At 62.3% G+C, this 18,238-nt stretch carries 20 protein-coding genes; 7 read left to right on the top strand and 13 right to left on the bottom strand.

The genetic code is table 11. From position 1 onward, the window contains the following. Positions 1-37: 37 nt before the first annotated feature. From GJW30_RS04385 to GJW30_RS04370, 4 genes are all read right to left on the bottom strand, one after another. Complete coding sequence (locus GJW30_RS04385) at positions 38-265, bottom strand: GIY-YIG nuclease family protein (RefSeq protein ID WP_245408654.1); 228 nt, start codon at positions 263-265, stop codon at positions 38-40. 179 nt (positions 266-444) lie between these two features. Further along, positions 445-1,590: a PA0069 family radical SAM protein gene (locus GJW30_RS04380; RefSeq protein WP_096352121.1), complete on the bottom strand. Its 1,146-nt coding sequence runs from the start codon at positions 1,588-1,590 to the stop codon at positions 445-447. A 338-nt stretch (positions 1,591-1,928) separates the two neighbouring features. Continuing rightward, entirely contained in the window at positions 1,929-2,432 is a 504-nt protein-coding gene (locus GJW30_RS04375; RefSeq protein WP_130364746.1) for a hypothetical protein, read from the bottom strand. A 134-nt stretch (positions 2,433-2,566) separates the two neighbouring features. After that, positions 2,567-2,800 (bottom strand): DUF2188 domain-containing protein, encoded by a 234-nt coding sequence (locus tag GJW30_RS04370; RefSeq protein WP_096352115.1) that lies wholly within the window; start codon positions 2,798-2,800, stop codon positions 2,567-2,569. Positions 2,801-2,827: 27 nt separating this feature from the next. Here GJW30_RS04370 and GJW30_RS22525 point away from each other — a divergent pair, with 27 nt between their 5' ends. Further along, positions 2,828-2,998 (top strand): hypothetical protein, encoded by a 171-nt coding sequence (locus GJW30_RS22525; protein ID WP_157746688.1) that lies wholly within the window; start codon positions 2,828-2,830, stop codon positions 2,996-2,998. A 532-nt stretch (positions 2,999-3,530) separates the two neighbouring features. Beyond that, positions 3,531-3,884 carry a hypothetical protein gene (locus tag GJW30_RS04365; RefSeq protein WP_096352113.1) on the top strand — a complete coding sequence of 118 codons (354 nt, stop codon included), beginning with the start codon at positions 3,531-3,533 and terminating at the stop codon, positions 3,882-3,884. On the opposite strand, the gene GJW30_RS04360 is transcribed toward GJW30_RS04365, so the two are convergent. Beyond that, the gene (locus GJW30_RS04360) at positions 3,881-4,621 is read right to left on the bottom strand and encodes a class I SAM-dependent methyltransferase (protein WP_096352111.1); all 741 of its coding nucleotides are present in this window, start codon (positions 4,619-4,621) and stop codon (positions 3,881-3,883) included. The genes GJW30_RS04365 and GJW30_RS04360 overlap by 4 nt on opposite strands. Positions 4,622-4,698: 77 nt before the next feature. On the opposite strand from GJW30_RS04360, the gene gloB reads away from it, so the two are divergent. Both gloB and GJW30_RS04350 read left to right on the top strand, forming a co-directional pair. Then, positions 4,699-5,472, top strand: coding sequence for a hydroxyacylglutathione hydrolase (gene gloB, locus GJW30_RS04355; protein WP_096352109.1), 774 nt, complete (start codon positions 4,699-4,701; stop codon positions 5,470-5,472). Between the two features lie 25 nt (positions 5,473-5,497). After that, on the top strand, positions 5,498-5,917 hold the full coding sequence (locus tag GJW30_RS04350) for a cupin domain-containing protein (RefSeq protein WP_096352106.1): 420 nt from the start codon (positions 5,498-5,500) through the stop codon (positions 5,915-5,917). Between the two features lie 158 nt (positions 5,918-6,075). Here the strand turns inward: GJW30_RS04350 and GJW30_RS04345 are convergent, their stop codons facing one another. The 5 genes from GJW30_RS04345 to GJW30_RS04325 all read right to left on the bottom strand — a co-directional run bounded on the left by GJW30_RS04345 (position 6,076) and on the right by GJW30_RS04325 (position 10,370). Continuing rightward, positions 6,076-6,912, bottom strand: coding sequence for a universal stress protein (locus GJW30_RS04345; RefSeq protein ID WP_096352103.1), 837 nt, complete (start codon positions 6,910-6,912; stop codon positions 6,076-6,078). A gap of 126 nt (positions 6,913-7,038) precedes the next feature. Continuing rightward, positions 7,039-7,938, bottom strand: coding sequence for an aromatic amino acid exporter YddG (gene yddG, locus GJW30_RS04340; RefSeq protein ID WP_096358652.1), 900 nt, complete (start codon positions 7,936-7,938; stop codon positions 7,039-7,041). A 36-nt stretch (positions 7,939-7,974) separates the two neighbouring features. After that, on the bottom strand, positions 7,975-8,655 hold the full coding sequence (locus GJW30_RS04335; protein ID WP_096352101.1) for a haloacid dehalogenase type II: 681 nt from the start codon (positions 8,653-8,655) through the stop codon (positions 7,975-7,977). A 3-nt stretch (positions 8,656-8,658) separates the two neighbouring features. After that, positions 8,659-9,354 (bottom strand): glutathione S-transferase N-terminal domain-containing protein, encoded by a 696-nt coding sequence (locus tag GJW30_RS04330; RefSeq protein ID WP_096352098.1) that lies wholly within the window; start codon positions 9,352-9,354, stop codon positions 8,659-8,661. Positions 9,355-9,422: 68 nt separating this feature from the next. Beyond that, positions 9,423-10,370, bottom strand: a complete 948-nt coding sequence (locus tag GJW30_RS04325; RefSeq protein WP_157746687.1) for a phosphatase PAP2 family protein — start codon at positions 10,368-10,370, stop codon at positions 9,423-9,425. Positions 10,371-10,546: 176 nt separating this feature from the next. Here GJW30_RS04325 and GJW30_RS04320 point away from each other — a divergent pair, with 176 nt between their 5' ends. Then, positions 10,547-11,749, top strand: coding sequence for a pyridoxal phosphate-dependent aminotransferase (locus GJW30_RS04320; RefSeq protein WP_096352092.1), 1,203 nt, complete (start codon positions 10,547-10,549; stop codon positions 11,747-11,749). A 71-nt stretch (positions 11,750-11,820) separates the two neighbouring features. After that, entirely contained in the window at positions 11,821-12,243 is a 423-nt protein-coding gene (arfB, locus tag GJW30_RS04315) for an alternative ribosome rescue aminoacyl-tRNA hydrolase ArfB (RefSeq protein WP_096352089.1), read from the top strand. Here the strand turns inward: arfB and GJW30_RS04310 are convergent, their stop codons facing one another. The 3 genes from GJW30_RS04310 to GJW30_RS04300 all read right to left on the bottom strand — a co-directional run bounded on the left by GJW30_RS04310 (position 12,244) and on the right by GJW30_RS04300 (position 15,028). Continuing rightward, positions 12,244-12,642, bottom strand: coding sequence for a (deoxy)nucleoside triphosphate pyrophosphohydrolase (locus GJW30_RS04310; RefSeq protein ID WP_165391605.1), 399 nt, complete (start codon positions 12,640-12,642; stop codon positions 12,244-12,246). It abuts the gene before it with no gap. Continuing rightward, entirely contained in the window at positions 12,639-13,880 is a 1,242-nt protein-coding gene (gene argJ, locus GJW30_RS04305; protein ID WP_096352084.1) for a bifunctional glutamate N-acetyltransferase/amino-acid acetyltransferase ArgJ, read from the bottom strand. The genes GJW30_RS04310 and argJ overlap by 4 nt, the downstream gene beginning before the upstream one ends. A gap of 239 nt (positions 13,881-14,119) precedes the next feature. Beyond that, positions 14,120-15,028, bottom strand: a complete 909-nt coding sequence (locus GJW30_RS04300) for a peptidylprolyl isomerase (protein ID WP_245408653.1) — start codon at positions 15,026-15,028, stop codon at positions 14,120-14,122. Between the two features lie 295 nt (positions 15,029-15,323). Here GJW30_RS04300 and secA point away from each other — a divergent pair, with 295 nt between their 5' ends. Then, entirely contained in the window at positions 15,324-18,182 is a 2,859-nt protein-coding gene (gene secA / locus GJW30_RS04295; protein WP_096352081.1) for a preprotein translocase subunit SecA, read from the top strand. Positions 18,183-18,238 lie beyond the last annotated feature (56 nt).

The raw sequence follows: 18,238 nt of genomic DNA, 5'->3' as shown, positions 1-18,238 counted from the left end.
TCATGGCCCGGCTTGTCCGGGCCATCCACGTCTTGCTTCAAGCAGCAATCGTATCGAACAAGTCGTCCCAATTCGGATTGGACGCGTGAATGAGACGCACCTTCCACGCCCGCGGCCATTTCTTGATTCGTGTCTCACGCTGGATCGCATCGCGAATATCGTCGTGGCGTTCGAAGTAGACGAGGCGCTTGAGCCCGTATTGCTTCGAGAAGCCCTTCCGCAATCCTTCGCGATGTTCGTAAACGCGGCGGATGAGATCGCTCATGACGCCGACGTATAAAATTCCGTCGCGTCCATTGCTCATGAAATAAACCCAGCCGCCCATCGACGACGCAACCAGTGAATAAGACGAACAGTAAGTAAGACGTGGATGGCCCGGACAAGCCGGGCCATGACGTTAAACAATGATGCCGACGATAGCATCAGCGCTGCCGAGCTAAAAAACTAAAACAAGCTCAGCTGCTCGGTGCCTTTCGCGGGCGCCTGGAAATGTTCGGTCGTCATCGTGAGCTTGTCGCGATTGAAGCCCATGCGCTGGCAGGCCATCTCGAAGCGGCGGCCGATCATCCACGCATACGGACCGGCGCCCTTCATGCGCGAACCCCATTCCGAGTCGTAGTCCTTGCCGTCGCGCATATCGCGGATCAGGCGGAACACGTGCGCGGCCTTGTCGGGATAATTCGCCTCAAGCCACTCCTTGAAGATGTCGCGCACTTCGAGCGGCAGGCGCAGCATCACGTAGCCGGCCTCGCGCACACCCGCGACCTTCGCGGCGTCGAGGATCTTCTCGATCTCCATGTCGTTCACGGCCGGAATGATCGGCGCGACCATCACGGTCGTCGGCACGCCCGCGTTCGACAACTGACGCAGCGTCTCCAACCGGCGCATCGGCGTCGCGGCGCGCGGCTCCATCGTGCGGGCGAGCTGCGCGTCCAGCGTCGTCACCGAGATCGCGACCTTGACGAGATTGCGCTCTGCCATGCGCGAGAGAATGTCGAGATCGCGCAGCACCAGCGACGACTTCGTCACGATGCCGACCGGGTGGCCGGCGCGCTCGAGCACTTCGAGGATGCTGCGCATCACGCCATACTTGCGCTCGATCGGCTGATACGGATCCGTGTTGGTGCCGATCGCGATCGTCGCGGGCTCATACTTTCGCGCGGCGAGTTCGCGCTCCAGCAGGCGCGGTGCATCCGGCTTGACGAAGAGGTTCGTCTCGAAGTCGAGACCCGGCGAGAGGCCGAGGAAGGAATGCGTCGGCCGCGCGAAGCAGTAGACGCAGCCGTGCTCGCAGCCGCGATACGGATTGATCGAGCGGTCGAACGAGATATCCGGCGAGTCGTTGCGCGCGATGATGGTTTTGGTCTGGTCGATCGTGACTTCGGTCTTGAAGGCCGGCAGCTGCTCGATCGAGCGCCAGCCGTCATCGAAGGCGATGCGGGCGAGCGACTCGTAGCGGCCCGAGGCATTGGAGACCGCACCGCGGCCGCGCCGCCGCTCACGGTCGACGCCCGTTCCGAGAAAATCCCCCGCCGGCGCTGAGGGGGTCGGCACCGGCGGGGTAAGGCGAAGTGCAGCAGAACGAGGCATGGCTTTCTTGTAGCTCCCAGGAGAGAACAAATCAAGAACATGAAGCGGAACGGCCTGATGCTGCTGACAGATTTGGGTCACGGGCCGCAGCGGGCCGGAAACGACACTCTCGGCTATCTCGCGAAGCGCTACGCGTGAGAACGCTCAGCCGAGTCACGCAGGTGTTCGTCACCCATCATCATATGGGGATGTAACACTCTGTTAACCACTCTATGTCGTAGCAATGATTCTACCGGTTCAAAGTTCCGGTAGGGAGGTGGGGAATTTTTGCGGTGCGGTGGCTATGGAAGCTATCCGCCGAGAAACCGGCTGGACGTCGCGGGGATACTTTTCGCCGACTAATCAGCATGACCCGCTAGAATGGATGCAAACTGTCCAAGGAAGGTTGCGGTGAGCACGATATCGCGCCGAAATCCTCGTATGGCAGCCAGGTTATAGTTAGCCTCCTCGAAGGTCGTCTTATCGCCGTTCATCTCTAAAGTTCGGCGCAGGACGATGAATCCGTCGTCTTCGTATTCGGGCAAGTTTTTGATTGCTCCATGAATGAGTCGATGGCGGTCACTGCTCATCCGCTCGATGCGATCAATAGTCTCGTCAAAATCCGGAAACAGAATCTGCCAGCGCGTATCGGATGAATGCCATCCTCGAAGATATTTCACCTTCCGCTCAAAAGAACGCAGCGGGATCGTCGCCATCACTGATTTGCCGCCCCACCTTTGATGCATCTGATAGATGCACCCGTCTATCCCTGCTTCTAAAAAAGCCCACGAGACAGCTATATCTCCGATGCGCTCGAATAATGTGTTCAGGCGATGTTTTCGCTTTGCTTTAGATAAAGCCACCAAGAATTATCCGATTAGGCGGAGCAAACGAGAAGATGTTGGCAAGGATGCTCTGCGGCTTTTCGAAGCCGCGCATTTGACGATTGAAATGACAGCGCATTCAGCTCGCTAATCAAAATTGGAAACTGAATTAGTCAGCCACGAGGCGGATACGGATCGTTGCCATAAGTCCACTCCGTTCGGAATTGATTATTTTGTCCCTGCACCAAAACTTGAGCGTCATATCCCTGATCACCAGCCTTGTGAGCGGCGTCAACAGCGGCGCGGGCAGCGGCTGCCTGTGAGTTATACGGGCCGTAATGCGTCCCGTTCAACTTAACTTTCCACTGACCTTCGTGATGTACGACGAAATACTGCGTTCGGCTCATGGTCCACTCCTGCGAATCGACTAACTCATGATTATAACCTATCCGCCGGAGTTACTTCCGGCCGCATATGAGGGTGTGGAAATCGAGGTTATCGTATTAAACGATGCGTCAGGCGCTTTGCTCGATAAGCCTATTACACTTCCGACACGCATCGGTTCGCGCGACACCATGAAGCGGCTTGAAGAAGATATTCCTTGACATAAATTCCTAACTCCCGCATCTTCTGCACACCCGAGGCCACGGGGGACGTCTTCCGGAGACGTTCGCGAGATGGGCCAAGGGACGGTGCCTGCGGGCGGGATTCGTAACCCCGCACTCGGGCGGTTCGGGGCTCCGCCCTCCCGGCATTACGACCGGGATGCCAGGAGCTGGCTTGAGGGCGCGCCGCAAAGCGGCGCGTCGCGAAGCGCGGCCCGAACCGCGGCGGACGTGTTCCGCTTAAGAACCGTGGTGGAGCGTCGGGAGGCGAGCGCGCGGCGTATTCCGCGCGATGCCGCAGCCCGAAGCGATGCGGTCCGAAAGGCCCGCGTCGCGGCAGCGGAGTGTGTTTGCGCTTCCCGGCGCTCCACCCTCCCCCGGTCTGTCCAAGACCGGCCCGGCGCGAGGCTCGCGCCGTATAGCTCGGGGGCGAAATGCCCCGCGAGATCGTTCCGGCATGACTTTTCACACATCGATTTCAAACCACCGATTTTTCAAACCATCGATTTTTCTAACCATTGAGGAGACCGCTATGCGATTGCCGCCGCGCGAGCCCGGAATGAGCCGGGCCGATTACAAAAACCTCATTCGCGAATTCCAACTCTACGCGCAGGCTTACACGGCGTTCAGCGACGAGCACCGCCTGTTCGAACTCTGCCCGCGCGCGGAATGCCGGCGCGCAAAAAGTTGCGCGGCGCCGGAAAGCCGCGAGTGCGTGCGCACCTATGTCAGAACGACAGGCGATCTCGATTTCTGGCGCGAGCTCTACACGCGCCTCGCGGACGGCGGCTCGACGCTGCTGCCGTGGCGCCAGATGGCCAAGCAGCCGTGGGGCATCGACGCGGTGGCGGGCGACGCGGTGGAGGACGACGACGAATGCGCTTAAACGCGCGCGCTGCCGGGCGACGGCGCGAGGGCGGGCTCGAGCGCCGGCACCAGGCGGCGGCGCTCCTTGCGCGCCGGGATCGGGCGATAAATCTGCTTCACGGCCTCGACGATATGCACGCCCGCGAACGGCGCGGCGAGCGCGCGGCCGGTCGTCTCCCACGCAGGCGCGGAGCGCAGGAACCAGTTGCGCGCCACGGGCGGAACATACAGCGCCTCGGTCCAGCCGGTCGGCGTGAAGGAGGCTTCGCGCATCAGCTGCGTGATCTGCGAGCGCGAATACGGGCGGCCGTGGCCGAACGGCGTCGTGTCGGTGCGCGCCCAGATGCCGCGCCGGTTCGGCACCACGACAAGGATTTTTCCGCCGCCGCCGAGAACGCGCCATACCTCGCGCAGCAGCGAGATCGCGTCATGCGACATTTCGAGCGCGTGGACGATCAGCACGCGGTCCATCGCGTTGTCGCCGAGCGGCAGTTCGAGTTCGTCGGCAAGCGCGGTGAGCTGCGGCCGCGCGGTCGGCCACTTCATCACGCCTTGCGCGGCCGGCATGAAGGACAGGCAACGCTCCGCTTCGTCACGGAACAGGCCGAGATACGGCGTCGTGTAACCGATGCCGGCGATGCGCTGGCCCTGCGTCTCCGTCCAGTATTTGCGCAGCGCACGGCCCAGCGTCCGCCGCGCCACCTTGCCGAGCGGCTGCGTGTAGAAGTTCCGCAGATCGACGACGTCGAGAGACATCAACTCATCCGGGGTTTTGACGCACGAACGACCGTGCTAGCCTTCAGCTATCCCAAAAAACATAAAGAACGTTCCAGATGTCTGCAAAAACTTACCAATTCGCTTGCCTGCAAGATAACTTCGGCGTGCTGCTGCACGATGACGCAACCGGCGCCACCGCCGCGATCGACGCGCCGGAGGCCGCCGCGGTCGAAACCGCGCTGCAGCGCACCGGCTGGAAGCTCACCGATATCCTCATCACGCACCATCACGCCGACCATACGGACGGCGTCAAGGCGCTGAAGGACAAGTATGGCTGCAAAGTCACCGCGCCGAAGGCCGAGATCGCGAAGATCAAGGACGTCGACGTGACGGTTGCGGAAGGCGACACCGTGAAGGTCGGCAATCTCACCGGCAAGGTGATCGAGACGCCCGGCCACACCGCCGGTCACATCTCGTATTGGTTCGATGCCGACAAGCTCGCTTTCGTCGGCGACACGCTGTTCTCGATCGGCTGCGGCCGCGTCATCGAGGGCACGCCGACGATGATGTGGGAGTCGCTGTTGAAGCTCCGCGCATTGCCGGACGACACCGAGATTTACTGCGGCCACGAATATACGGCGTCGAACATCGCGTTCGCGAAGACGGTCGAGCCGAACAACAAGGCGCTGCTCGCACGCGCCGAGGAAGTCGACGCACAGCGCCGCGCCGGCCGTGCCACGTTGCCGGTGAAACTCGGCGCCGAGAAAGCCGCGAACCCGTTCCTGCGCGCCGATATGCCGGAGGTCGCCGCCGGTGTCGGCATGGCGGGCAAGCCCGCCGCCGAGGTGTTCGCGAAAGTCCGCGAGGGGAAGAACAATTTCCGCGGTTGAGCTATCGGCAGACGCCATCATCCGGATGCTGGATTTGAAGCCGCATCCGGAGGGCGGGCATTTTCGCGAGACATTCCGCGATGCCGCCGCTCTTACGAGCGGTCGCGCAGCGTCGACCGCGATCTATTTTCTCCTCGCGCGCGGCGAACGCTCGCGTTGGCATCGCGTCGATGCGGCGGAGGCCTGGCACTACTATGCGGGCGCGCCGCTGGCCCTGCGTTACGAGGAAAACGGCGCGCTGACGCGGGCCGTGCTCGGCAACGATCTCGCGGCGGGGGAGCGGCCGCAGGCCGTCGTTCCGGCGCATGCGTGGCAGGATGCGGAAAGCCTCGGCGACTGGACGCTGGTCGGCTGCACGGTGGCGCCGGGCTTTGATTTCGCGGGCTTCGAGATGGCAGAGGAGGGTTTTACGCCATTTGGCTCGGACGCCAATCCGTCATCCTGAGGAGGCGCATGTCGGCGAAGCCGACACAGCCGTCTCGAAGGACGACGGCCGGAGATCGCGGCATCACAGGGGGCCGTCGTGGTTCGAGACGCGACCTGCGGTCGCTCCTCACCATGACGGATTTTGTTTCGAGATGGCAGCTGACGGTTTCGTGCCGCCTAGTTCGCCATGAACACCGGCATTTCGGTCTTCGCCAGAATGTGGCTGGTGGCGCCGCCGAAGATCATCTGACGCAAGCGGCTCTGCGTATAGGCGCCCTTGATCATCAGATCGCAATTGAGCTTCGTCGCTTCGGAGAGCATCACTTCGCCGGGATTGCGGCCCGCACTGTCGACCGAGACGACGCCGGTCTCGATGCCGTTGAGGCGCAGCGTGCGCGCGAGGTCTTCGCCCTCCGGACCCGGCACCATGCCGCCCGAGACGTTGAGCACGGTGACCTTCTTTGCTTGATGCAGAAGCGGCATCGCCAGCGCGACGCAACGCGCGGTTTCGGTCGAGCGGTTCCACGCAATGACGATGTTGTCGCCGATCGAGGCCGGCGCTTTCGGCGGTGCGATCAGGATCGGGCGACCGGCTTCGAACAACGCGGCTTCGACCGCGGCCATCGACGCGCCGGCCGGATAAGAACCAGGGCGGCCGAATACGATGATGTCGAACACGCGGCCATACGATCCAACGAAAGCGTCGCGCGCGGCGTCCGCTTCGGTCCAGCCATACGAAAAGCCACCTTTGTCGCCGGCGCGCGGCGGCACGTTGTGCTGCTGCATGAAGCCTTCGAACAGCGTGCGGGCTTCCTTCGCGAGTTCGACGTCGCGCGTCTCGGCAACGGCCCAAGCGTCGGCGACGATCAGATCGGCCGCGACGAAATCGGAGATCGCGGCGCGCAGCGCAAAGCCCTCGAGATAACTATCGTAGCGTTTGGCGAATTTGAGCGCGGTTTCGAGAGTAGCGCTCATCAGGTCGCTTTTTTCGGTCGGAACCAGAACCGTTTTCATGCTCGCCTTCCCCGCTCAAGGCAGCGCTGGACTCGGATGTGTTCAAGCAATTCTAACGATTCCAACGCTCTACGCATCGATGGTGGCGCGACTGGATGGATTTGGCAAGCCGCGCGGACAGGCCACTTAGCCGCGCCGCAACATATCCTTCGCGGCGAGGAAGCCGCCGCCTGCAATCAGCAGTGTCGCGAACAGGATCTGCGGCGTCGCGGTCGCGAATCCGGTGAGGATCAGAAGTCCGGTCGAGAGCACGGGCGCGCAGTAGGACAAGGCGCCGAGCACGCGGATGTCGCCGCGCTTGACGCCGAAGTCCCAGGTGTAGAACGCAATCCCGATCGGCCCGAAGCCGAGCGCGATCACGGCGAGCCATTCGGTGAAGGTCTGCGGCCAAACGGTCTGCTCGAACGCGAGGTGACAAATTGCGGCAAGAAATGCCGTGACGAGGCAGAAGCCGACGACAGCGTCTGTCGGCACGGCGGCGAAGCGGCGCGACATGACGGAGTAGGTCGACCAGACGAACGCCGCGATAAACGCCGCAACGAAGCCCGGAACGTATTCGGGCTTGATGACGAAGCCCTTGCCGCCGGAAAACAACACGATCGTTCCGGCGAGCCCGAGCAGCGCGCCGGCGACGTGATGCCAGCGCAAATGCTCGTTCGGCAGGAACGAGGAGAGCAGCACGATCAGCAGCGGCCAGAGATAGTTGATGAGCCCCGCTTCGGCCGGCGGCGCGGAGCGCAGCGCGAAGAAGTAGAGTGCGTGATAGCCGAACAATCCGGAGATGCCGAGCAGCCAGACTTGCCACGGCTGCACGAGCGCGCGGGCAGCGCCGCGGCGGAACAGCCAGCTCACGGCGCCCATTCCGCCGCCGAGCGCGAAGGTCACGGCGGCCAGTTGGAACGGCGGCATCTTGCCGGACAGCGCGGTCAGAAACGCGAGGCACGACCACAACAGAACCGCGACGAAGCCGACGAGGGTTGCGGCATTGCGCGATGTTGTTGGTGCGCTTGTTGTGGTCGCGGTCATGCGCATCGCATAGCCGAGAGCACGACCGCTGCCAAATCAGACGCCGACGATAGCGGGCAGTTCGGCGAGGGATTTGACGATGAAGTCCGGTTTGCCGGGCATGCGCTCAAGCTTCTGCCCGTAGCGATTGCACCAGACGACGCGCATGCCGAACGCGGACGCGGCCCAAGCGTCCCAGCCGTTGGAGGACTGGAAGCTGATCTCGTCCGCCTTCAAACCGAGACGATCGAGCGCGAGCTGGTAGACGCGCGGATCGGTCTTGAATACGCCTACGTCTTCGACCGACAACACGTCGTCGAGTAGATCGCCGATGCCGGCCTTCGTCACGATCGCGTCGAGCATCTTCGGCGTGCCGTTGGAGAGGATCGCGGTGCGCATGCCGGCTTGTTTCAAGCGCCGCAGCGTTTCCGGCACTTCCGGAAACGCGTCGAGTTCAAGATAGAGCTGCATCAAGCGTTCGCACAGCTTCGCGTCGTCGATGCCGAGCGTCTCCATCGTGTGATCGAGCGCATCGCCGGTGACTTGCCAGAAATCGGCGTGACGTCCCTGCATCGATCGCAGCCACGTGTACTGCAGCTGACGATCGCGCCACGCGCCCGTGAAGGCCGCGAATTTATCGCCGAGCGCATCGCGGCATTTTTCGGCCGCGGATGCGTAGTCGAACAAAGTACCGTAAGCGTCGAAGACGCAGGCGCGGATGTTGGGCAGCGATTTCACGGCTCAGCCCGCGAGGCCGAGTTTCGCGGCGGTCTGGCCGAACATGATCTTCTTGGCCTCATCGCTCATCGGCACGCCGTAGTCCGGGTTGACCTCCTTGGCGAGCGCATACGCTTTCTGCACGGCAGGCCGAGCCTGGATCACTTCGAACCAGCGCTTGAGATGCGGAAACTCGTTGAGGTCCTGACCTTGGCGTTTCCACGGAACGATCCACGGATAGGACGCCATGTCGGCGATCGAGTATTCGCCGGCGACGAATTCGCGATCCGCGAGGCGCTTGTTGAGCACGCCGTAGAGCCTGTTTGTCTCATTCAAGTAGCGATCGATCGCGTACTGGATCTTGTCCTTCGCGTAGACCTTGAAGTGATGGTTCTGTCCGGCCATCGGGCCAAGTCCGCCCATCTGCCAGAACAACCACTGCATCACGTCGGCGCGCGCGGCGGCATCGGTCGGCAGGAATTTTCCGGTCTTCTCGGCGAGATAGACCAGCATCGCGCCGGATTCGAAAACCGAGATTTTCGTGTCGGTGTCGAGCAGTGCCGGAATACGGTTGTTCGGCGAGATCGCCAGGAATTCGGGCTTAAATTGCTCGCCCTTGCCGATGTTCACCGGGATGATGCGATACGGCGTTCCGGTTTCTTCGAGGAAGATCGTGACCTTATGGCCGTTTGGCGTCGTCCAATAATGCAGATCGATCATGGGGCGGGATTCCGGTTGGCGGGACCCCGAATGTGGTTACGTCGGCTCGCCCTGTCCAGGCAGGGCAGTCAGATGCTTTTGGGAACCAGCATTGCGGTTTCGCCGGAGCGCAGCACGCGCGTGACGACGACGCTCACGGCAAACCAGGTCGCGGCTGCGACGGCGATCCCGGCCGGGACGTCGACGAAATAGTGATTTCCGATCACCGGGACCGATGCGATCAGAAGTCCGTTGATCACGACGCCGATCCAGCGAACGTAGCGGACCGGCCAGAGCGCCGTCGCGAACAGGACGCCGAGGCACGTGTGGTAGCTCGGAAACGAAATGATGCCTTCGCCGTTCGAGGCGGCTAGCGTGCGTAAAAGGCCGTGGCGAAGCTCGTAGAGCACACGAAAATCATTCGGCAAATCTGCAAGAGTGGGCATCGCGCCGTTCGGCCCAGCCGAATAGATGCCGTAGGCGTGCCAGATGCCCTCGGCAGGAAAGAGCCCCGAGATCGCGATCGTCGCAACGCCGGAAATCATGAAAGCCAGGATGAAAATGCGCAAGCGAACGAGATGGCCCGTGAATGCGAGAATGAGAACGCAAACGATCGTCTGCGGGATGAGGCTCGAATAACCAAGCTCCAAGGCGAGCTGGAGGACGGGACGCGCGGCAATCCAGGTGTAGGTCGCGCGCCAGTCAAAGCCGAGTGCTCGATCCGCCGACACCAAAGCCTGATCGTGGGCAGCGCCGCCGAAACTGGCAACGACATAGGACAGCGGGATCGCCACGGCCGAAAAGCAGACCATGAGTGCGGTACCGCTCAACGCCGACGAGATTCCGTGCTCTTCGCGGCGGCTGTAGTACGCAGCTCCAAGGCTCAAGATGACGCCAGTCACGACCGGCGGCAGGAAGCCCTTCCACTCAGCTCGAAAAGGCCCTGCAACGGCTGCCAGGATGCACAGTGCCACGAGGCCTACGATGGCCCAGGCCAGCGTGTCCAAAACCCGCAATCGTGTCCAATCGTTGCTCATCACGGCTCCCGAGGCCGTGAAGCTAGGATATCGGTCTTTCCTTTGCGTAAATCCGACCGCAGAAGATCGGCGCATCAGCAAGTTTCATCGATTTTATCAGCGTTTCTGCCTTGTGGCGCGCGCCGACGAGGATTACGACGTGGTGCCCCGAGAAACGGGGCGTCACGGAGACCCAAATGTCGTTCCTTGCCGAAGCCCTTTCACGCATCAAGCCGTCGCCGACGATCGCGATTTCGAACAAAGCGGCGCAGATGAAAGCGGACGGCCAGAACGTCATCGGCCTCGCAGCCGGCGAGCCGGACTTCGATACGCCCGAGAATATCAAGGAAGCCGCGATCCGCGCCCTGCGCAACGGCAAGACCAAGTACACGGCCGTCGACGGCATCCCGGAGCTGAAGGACGCGATCACGCGCAAGTTCAAGCGCGAGAACGGCCTCGAATACAAGCGCTCCCAGGTGTCGGTCGGCACCGGCGGCAAGCAGGTGCTGTTCAACGCGCTGGTCGCGACGATCAACCCGGGCGACGAAGTCATCATCCCGGCGCCCTACTGGGTGTCGTATCCGGACATCGTGCTGTTCGCGGGCGGGACCCCCGTTCCCGTGATGACCACGATGGAACACGGCTTCAAGGTCACGGCGGCCGCCCTTGAAAAGGCGATCACGCCGAAGACGAAGTGGTTCATCTTCAACTCACCGTCGAACCCGTCGGGAGCCGCCTATACGAAGGCCGAGATCAAGGCGCTGACCGATGTGCTCGTGAAGCACCCGCATGTCTGGGTGCTGACCGACGACATGTACGAGCACCTTGTCTACGACGAGTTCGAGTTCTTCACACCGGCTCAGGTCGAGCCGCAGCTCTACGATCGCACGCTGACGCTCAACGGCGTTTCGAAAGCCTATTGCATGACGGGCTGGCGTATCGGGTACGCGGCCGGCCCCGAGAAGTTGATCAAGGCAATGGGCACACTGCAGTCGCAGTCGACCACGAACCCGAACGCGATCGCGCAGTGGGCGTCGGTTGAAGCGCTGGATGGTCCGCAGGACTTCATCCCGCGCAACAACAAGGTGTTCAAGGAGCGACGCGACCTCGTCGTCTCGATGCTCAATCAGGCGAACGGCCTCAAGTGCCCGACGCCGGATGGTGCGTTCTACGTCTATCCGTCGTGCGCGGGCGCCATCGGCAAGAAGGCGCCGTCCGGCAGCGTGATCTCGAACGACGAAGAGTTCGCGACCGAACTGCTGACGGCCGAAGGCGTCGCGGTGGTGCACGGCTCGGCCTTTGGCCTCGCGCCGAACTTCCGCATCTCGTATGCGACGGCGACGTCGGATCTCGAGGAAGCCTGCAAGCGCATTCAGCGCTTCTGTGGGAACTTGCGCTAACACGACACTTGTTGGGCCTGCGCCGCAGGCCCAACTTGCCTCCGGCGCAAACTCGCGCCACTTTGCGGCGCATGATCCGCATCAACGACCGCATCACGCTGCAGGACGACGAGCTCGACGAGACATTCGTGCGTTCGTCGGGACCCGGCGGTCAAAACGTCAACAAAGTCTCGAGTGCCGTGCAGCTGCGCTTTAATGTGCGCGGCTCTCGCTCGCTGCCGAACGACGTCGCAGTCCGGCTCATGCGACTCGCCGGCAGCCGCCTCACAAACGAAGGTGTCCTCATCATCACGGCGGAGCGCTTCCGCGATCAGGCGCGCAATCGCGCCGACGCACGCGAGCGTTTGGTCGCGCTGATCGAGGAAGCGTGCGTGGTGCCGAAAGCGCGGCGAGCGACGAAGCCGACGCGGGCGTCGAAGGAAAAGCGTCTCGAGGGCAAGAAGCGCCGCAGCGGCGTGAAGGGCTTGCGCCAAACCAAGCCGTCGCACGACTGACTACAGCAACCCAATCAGATGCGGGATGAGCGGCTCATCGGCCGGCGGCATCGGGTAGTCGCGAAGCTTGTTCGGCATCACCCACGCGAGCTTCTGCGCTTCGAGCGGCTTCGGCGTGCCGTCCCAACGGCGGCAAACGTAAAGCGGCATCAACAGATGGAAATCATCGTAGGCATGGCTCGCGAAAGTCAGCGGCGCAAGGCACGGCTCGGCGACCGTGAGGCCGAGCTCTTCGCGCAATTCGCGGATCAGCGTCTGCTCCGGCCGCTCACCCGGATCGACTTTACCGCCGGGAAATTCCCAGAGGCCGGAGAGCTGCTTCCCTTCCGGCCGCTGCGCGATGAGGATGCGGCCGTCCGCATCGATCAGCGCGCACGCGACGACGAGAAGAAGCTTCACGAGCGATAGTCGCCGTTGATCTCGACGTAAGCTTTGGTGAGATCGCACGTCATGACGCGATCGCGGCCCGGCCCGAGACCGAGACCGACGCGCAGCGTAACTTCGGGATTCTTCATGTAGGCCGAAACCTGCTTCTCATCGTAGTCCGGATCGCGCGCGCCGCGATGCGCGACGCGCGTATCGCCGAACCAGATCGAGAGCTTATCTCGATCGGCGGGCTCGCCGGCTTTGCCGACGGCCATGACGACGCGGCCCCAGTTCGCGTCCTCGCCCGCGATCGCCGTCTTTACCAGCGGTGAATTCGCAATCGACATCGCGATCTTGCGCGCCGAGCGCTTGGTCTTCGCGCCCTCGACAATGATTTCGACCAGCTTGCGCGCGCCTTCGCCGTCGCGTGCAACTTGCTCGGCCAGATTTGCCAGCACGGCTTGGAAAGCCTTACGGAACGCGACCAAACGGCGATCGTTCGCGCGCGCGATAGCGGGCGCGCCGTATTCGGCGGCAGCGCCGGTCGCGAAAGCGAGCAGCGTGTCGGACGTCGACGTATCGCCGTCGATCGTCACCGCGTTGAACGTGTCCTCGACGCCGCTCGAGAGAAGTCCCTGCAGCGCAGAGGCGGACAGCGGCGCGTCCGTGAAGATGAACGACAGCATCGTCGCCATGTCGGGCGCGATCATGCCGGCGCCTTTGGCGATGCCGTTGATCGTTACGGTCGCGTCGCCGAGCTTCGCGGTCGCGGTCGCGACCTTCGGGAACGTGTCGGTGGTCATGATCGCTTTGGCGGCTTCCTGCCACAGATCGCTCTTTCCGCCGGCGACAAGACCATCCATGACACGGTTGAATTTCGTCGCGTCGAGCGGCTCGCCGATCACGCCGGTCGAGGCGAGGAAAATTTCCGACGCCTTGCAGCCGACGGACTTCGAGGCGATCGATGCGGTGAGCTTGGTCGAGTCGCGGCCGTTCTTGCCCGTGAAAGCGTTCGCGTTGCCCGAGTTGACGACGAGCGCGCGAACCTTGCCGCCCTTGAGATTGTCGCGACACCATTCGACCGGCGCCGACGGACACTTCGACTTCGTGAACACACCGGCGACAGTCGTGCCCTTGTCGAAAGTCGCGAGCAGGACGTCGGTGCGGTTTTTGTAACGAATGCCGGCTTCGGCGGTCGCGAGCTTGACGCCGGCGATCGGCGGCAGCGTTGCGTATTCTTTCGGAGCGAGGGGAGAGATCGTCGTTGCCATGATGATGCCCGCAGAAGAAGCAGGCCGAGGCGACAAAGCCGTGACGGCGATCGACCTCAGCCTACGCAAAACCCGGCGCGGGCTTTCTCACCAATCGAGCGCGAATGCAAGAGTGCCCCAAACGGCAATCGCCCCCGCTTCCGCGAGGGCGATTGGTATTTGTACAAGTGTATAGATTCTTGAATGGCCGCATTTTCTTGACGTGAACCGAAGTCCACTTCACTCGAAAATGCTCCAGGTTACTTCGGCGCTGCTGGCGCTGCCGGCGCTGCCGGAGCAGCGGGGGCTGCCGGAGCGTCGACTTTCTCGATCTTGGCTTCGGCGCGCAGCTTGGCAACCAGGTCGCTCTGCGCCTTGCGCACGACGTATTGCTCAAGCTGACCCTTCACCTTGTCGAATTCCGGCGCCGGCTTCTGCCGCTTGTCCTCGACTTTGAGGACGTGCCAGCCGAACTGCGTTTTGATCGGGTCCGAGACCGCACCTTTGGCGAGCTTGAAGGCGACATCGGAGAATTCCGGCACCATCTGATCCTTGGTGAAGTAGCCGAGATCGCCGCCGTTTTCCTTGCCGGACGGGTCCTCGGTCAGCTCGCTGGCGATTTTGACGAAGTCTTCGCCCTTCTTCAGGCGCGCGATGACGGCTTTGACCTTGTCCTCGGCGGCCTTCGAAGCCTTCTCGTCCTTCGGGTCGGTGACGCGGAAGAGAATGTGACGGGCGTGGACTTCCTCGTCCGTCCCCATCTGCTTGATGGCATCCTCGTAAGTCTGGCGCAGCGCCGCTTCCGTCACGGCTTCCTTGGCGGACTGATTGAGCAAGCCTTCCGACAGCAAGCGGTTACGCGTGAAGGCGAGACGGCGCTTGAAATCTTCCGAGTTGGCGAAACCCTTGGCTTCCGCCGCCTGCGACACAATGACCGTGTCGATGAGCAGCGAGATCAAGTACTCGCGCCGCTGCTCCGGCGGTAGCTGAGCCATGCTCTGGCCAAGCTCTTCCTCGACAACCGCGAGGTCGCTTTGGCGGATTTCAACGCCGTTGACGCGCGCGACAACCGGGTCGGCCGCCGTCTGCGCGGAGGCCTGCGGCGCAACTGCCAGCAGGACCGCAACCATCAGCCCGGCGACGACGCCGCGCATTGCTACTATCTGCATCGTGATTATCCCTTCGGCAGCCTTATTGAGGCCTCGCCATTCGGCGCGGACACTCGCCCAATTGCCCCTGTTTGGCAATGTGATTGCGCCGAGAGTTGGACGGCCGACGGTCGATTGACAAGGTCGGACCCCCCTCATATCTCTGCACTGCTTGCGCCTTCGCCCCCGGCGAAGCGCTCGAATCTGCATGTGCAGACCCTGAAAGTGCCGCATTCCCGGTCGATCCGAGGCGCCCTTCCTCTTGCGCCCGGAACCGAAGTGTTCGCGGCGACCCGGTTTTTAAGGAATTTTCGGCATGATCGCCGCCCTTCGCAGGCTTTTCGGCACCTCTAACGATCGGCAGGTCAAGGCCTACCACTCGCGCGTTGCCGCCATCAATGCGCTCGAGAAAGAGCTGGAGGCGCTGTCGGATGCCGACCTGCGCGCCCGCACGCAGATGTTCCGCGACCAGCTCGCGGCCGGAAAGACGCTGAACGACATCCTGGTGCCGGCTTTCGCGACCGTTCGCGAAGCCGCCAAGCGTACGCTCAAGCAGCGCCACTTCGACGTGCAGATGATCGGCGGCATGGTGCTGCACGAGGGCCGCATCTCGGAAATGAAGACCGGCGAAGGCAAGACGCTGGTCGCGACGCTTCCTGTGTATCTCAACGCACTCGCCGGCAAGGGCGTGCATGTCGTCACGGTCAACGACTACCTGGCCAAGCGCGACGCCGAGTGGATGGGTCAGATCTACAACTTCCTCGGCCTTTCGTTCGGCATCATCGTGCACGGGCTCGACGACGAGGAGCGCAAAGCCGCTTACGCCGCCGACATCACCTACGGCACGAACAACGAATACGGCTTCGATTATCTGCGCGATAATATGAAGTATCGCCTTGAAGACATGGTCCAGCGCGGCCATGCCTTCGGCATCGTCGACGAAGTCGACTCGATCCTGATCGACGAAGCGCGCACGCCCCTCATCATCTCGGGCCCGCTCGACGACCGTTCCGAATTCTATAACATCATCGACGCCTACATCCCGAGGCTCGACAAGGGCGACTACGAGGTCGACGAGAAGCAGCGCACGGTCGCGCTGACCGAAGCCGGCATGGAGAAGATGGAAGTCTCGCTGCGCGATGCAAAGCAGCTGAAGACCGAGTCGCTCTACGACATCGAGAACGTCACCGTCGTCCACCACATCAATCAAGCCTTGCGCGCGCACAAGCTGTTCCAGCGCGACAAGGACTACATCGTGCGCAACGACGAGGTCGTCATCATCGACGAGTTCACGGGCCGCATGATGCCGGGCCGCCGCTTCTCGGAAGGCCTGCACCAAGCGCTCGAAGCCAAGGAACATCAGCCGATCCAGCCGGAAAACCAGACGCTGGCGTCGATTACGTTCCAAAATTACTTCCGCATGTACAAGAAGCTTGCGGGCATGACCGGCACCGCGATGACGGAAGCCGACGAATTCATCGACATCTACAAACTCGAAGTGATCGAGATCCCGACCAACGTTCAGGTTTCGCGTCTCGACCAAGACGACGAGGTCTACCGGACCGCGCGCGAGAAATACAAAGCCGTTATCGACGAGATCGATCGCGCGCATGCGCGCCTGCAGCCGGTGCTGGTCGGCACCGCGTCGATCGAGAAGTCCGAATTGCTTGCCGAGCTTCTGAAAGAGCACGGCTACAAGATGATCGACTTCTCGGATGCGAGCGGTCTCGACAAGCTCTATACGGCCGCGCGCGCCGGCAAGCCGTCGAAGCAGTTCGCGGTGCTCAACGCACGATTCCACGAACAGGAAGCCTACATCGTTGCCGAGGCCGGCGTGCCGGGCGCGATCACGATCGCGACCAACATGGCGGGCCGCGGCACCGACATTAAGCTGGGCGGCAACCTCGACATGCGCCTCGCCGCGGAAGCCACCGGCATCGAGGACGAAGGCAAGCGCGCCGCCAAGGTCGCCGAAATCACCGAAGAAATCGGACGTTTCCGCGATGTCGTGCTGAAAGCCGGCGAGGAGATCATTCTCGAACCCGCCAAGGGTTCGCGCGCCGCGAAAACGCAAGCAGCACCGGGCGGCCTCTACATCATCGGCACCGAACGCCACGAATCGCGCCGCATCGACAACCAGTTGCGCGGCCGTTCCGGCCGTCAGGGCGATCCGGGCCGTTCGAAATTCTATCTCTCGCTCGAAGACGACCTGATGCGCATCTTCGGATCGGACCGGCTCGACGGCATGATGCAGAAGCTCGGCCTGAAAGAGGGCGAAGCGATAGTGCATCGCTGGATCAACGCGTCGATCGCGAAGGCCCAGCAGAAGGTCGAAGCGCGGAACTTCGACATCCGCAAGAACATCCTGAAATACGACGACGTGATGAACGACCAGCGTCGCGTCGTGTTCGACCAGCGCATCGATCTCATGAACGACGAAGCCGTCACCGAGACGGTGTCGGACATGCGCCATAACGTCATCGACGAAATCGTCACGCGCCACGTGCCGGAGAATGCTTATCCGGAACAGTGGGATGTCGAAGGTCTCAAGGCCGAGGTCGACAAGGTGCTCGGCCTCGATCTGCCGATCGTCGATTGGGCAAAGGAAGAAGGCATCGCGGACGAAGAGCTGCGCACGCGCATCGAGCGCGCCGCCGACGAGCACATGGCCGCAAAGGTCGCGCAGTGGGGGCCGGAGGTCATCCGCTACGTCGAGAAGTCGATCCTTCTGCAGACGCTGGACCAACTGTGGCGCGAGCATCTCGTCATGCTCGAACATCTGCGCCAGGTCATCGGCCTGCGCGGTTACGGACAGCGCGACCCTCTCAACGAGTACAAGTCGGAGAGCTTCCATCTCTTCGAGACGATGATCCAGCGCATGCGCGAGGGCGTTACGGCCCAGCTCATGCGCGTCGAGATCATGCAGCAGCCGGAAGAGGGTCAAGAGTCGCAGGAGCTTCCTTATATGGAGGCCCAGAAGCTCGACCCGGTGACCGGCGAGAATGAGATGGCCTTCGCCAGTGCCGCCCTCGCGACCGGTCCGGCCAGCTGGGAAGGCCCGGCGGCAGCGGACCGCAACCCGAACGATCCGACGAGCTGGGGCAAGGTCGGCCGCAACGAGCTTTGCCCGTGCGGCTCCGGCAAGAAGTTCAAACACTGCCACGGGCAGTATTGATCCTCGACGTCATTCGCACAGAAGATAAGGGCTTGGCTCGGCGCCAAGCTCTTTTT

Source organism: Variibacter gotjawalensis, from assembly GCF_002355335.1.
GTDB lineage: Bacteria > Pseudomonadota > Alphaproteobacteria > Rhizobiales > Xanthobacteraceae > Variibacter > Variibacter gotjawalensis.
This window is presented reverse-complemented; position numbering and strand designations above follow the sequence as displayed.

What these genes read in the sequence shown, in the direction of transcription:
- GJW30_RS04385 (WP_245408654.1), bottom strand. Translation starts at nt 265, where the DNA reads ATGAGCGATCTCATCCGCCGCGTTTACGAACATCGCGAAGGATTGCGG.
- secA (WP_096352081.1), top strand. Translation starts at nt 15,324, where the DNA reads ATGATCGCCGCCCTTCGCAGGCTTTTCGGCACCTCTAACGATCGGCAG.
- GJW30_RS04320 (WP_096352092.1), top strand. Translation starts at nt 10,547, where the DNA reads ATGTCGTTCCTTGCCGAAGCCCTTTCACGCATCAAGCCGTCGCCGACG.
- argJ (WP_096352084.1), bottom strand. Translation starts at nt 13,880, where the DNA reads ATGGCAACGACGATCTCTCCCCTCGCTCCGAAAGAATACGCAACGCTG.
- GJW30_RS04345 (WP_096352103.1), bottom strand. Translation starts at nt 6,912, where the DNA reads ATGAAAACGGTTCTGGTTCCGACCGAAAAAAGCGACCTGATGAGCGCT.
- GJW30_RS22525 (WP_157746688.1), top strand. Translation starts at nt 2,828, where the DNA reads ATGATTATAACCTATCCGCCGGAGTTACTTCCGGCCGCATATGAGGGT.
- yddG (WP_096358652.1), bottom strand. Translation starts at nt 7,938, where the DNA reads ATGACCGCGACCACAACAAGCGCACCAACAACATCGCGCAATGCCGCA.
- GJW30_RS04350 (WP_096352106.1), top strand. Translation starts at nt 5,498, where the DNA reads ATGCTGGATTTGAAGCCGCATCCGGAGGGCGGGCATTTTCGCGAGACA.
- GJW30_RS04300 (WP_245408653.1), bottom strand. Translation starts at nt 15,028, where the DNA reads ATGCAGATAGTAGCAATGCGCGGCGTCGTCGCCGGGCTGATGGTTGCG.
- GJW30_RS04360 (WP_096352111.1), bottom strand. Translation starts at nt 4,621, where the DNA reads ATGTCTCTCGACGTCGTCGATCTGCGGAACTTCTACACGCAGCCGCTC.
- GJW30_RS04370 (WP_096352115.1), bottom strand. Translation starts at nt 2,800, where the DNA reads ATGAGCCGAACGCAGTATTTCGTCGTACATCACGAAGGTCAGTGGAAA.
- GJW30_RS04365 (WP_096352113.1), top strand. Translation starts at nt 3,531, where the DNA reads ATGCGATTGCCGCCGCGCGAGCCCGGAATGAGCCGGGCCGATTACAAA.
- arfB (WP_096352089.1), top strand. Translation starts at nt 11,821, where the DNA reads ATGATCCGCATCAACGACCGCATCACGCTGCAGGACGACGAGCTCGAC.
- gloB (WP_096352109.1), top strand. Translation starts at nt 4,699, where the DNA reads ATGTCTGCAAAAACTTACCAATTCGCTTGCCTGCAAGATAACTTCGGC.
- GJW30_RS04380 (WP_096352121.1), bottom strand. Translation starts at nt 1,590, where the DNA reads ATGCCTCGTTCTGCTGCACTTCGCCTTACCCCGCCGGTGCCGACCCCC.
- GJW30_RS04330 (WP_096352098.1), bottom strand. Translation starts at nt 9,354, where the DNA reads ATGATCGATCTGCATTATTGGACGACGCCAAACGGCCATAAGGTCACG.
- GJW30_RS04325 (WP_157746687.1), bottom strand. Translation starts at nt 10,370, where the DNA reads ATGAGCAACGATTGGACACGATTGCGGGTTTTGGACACGCTGGCCTGG.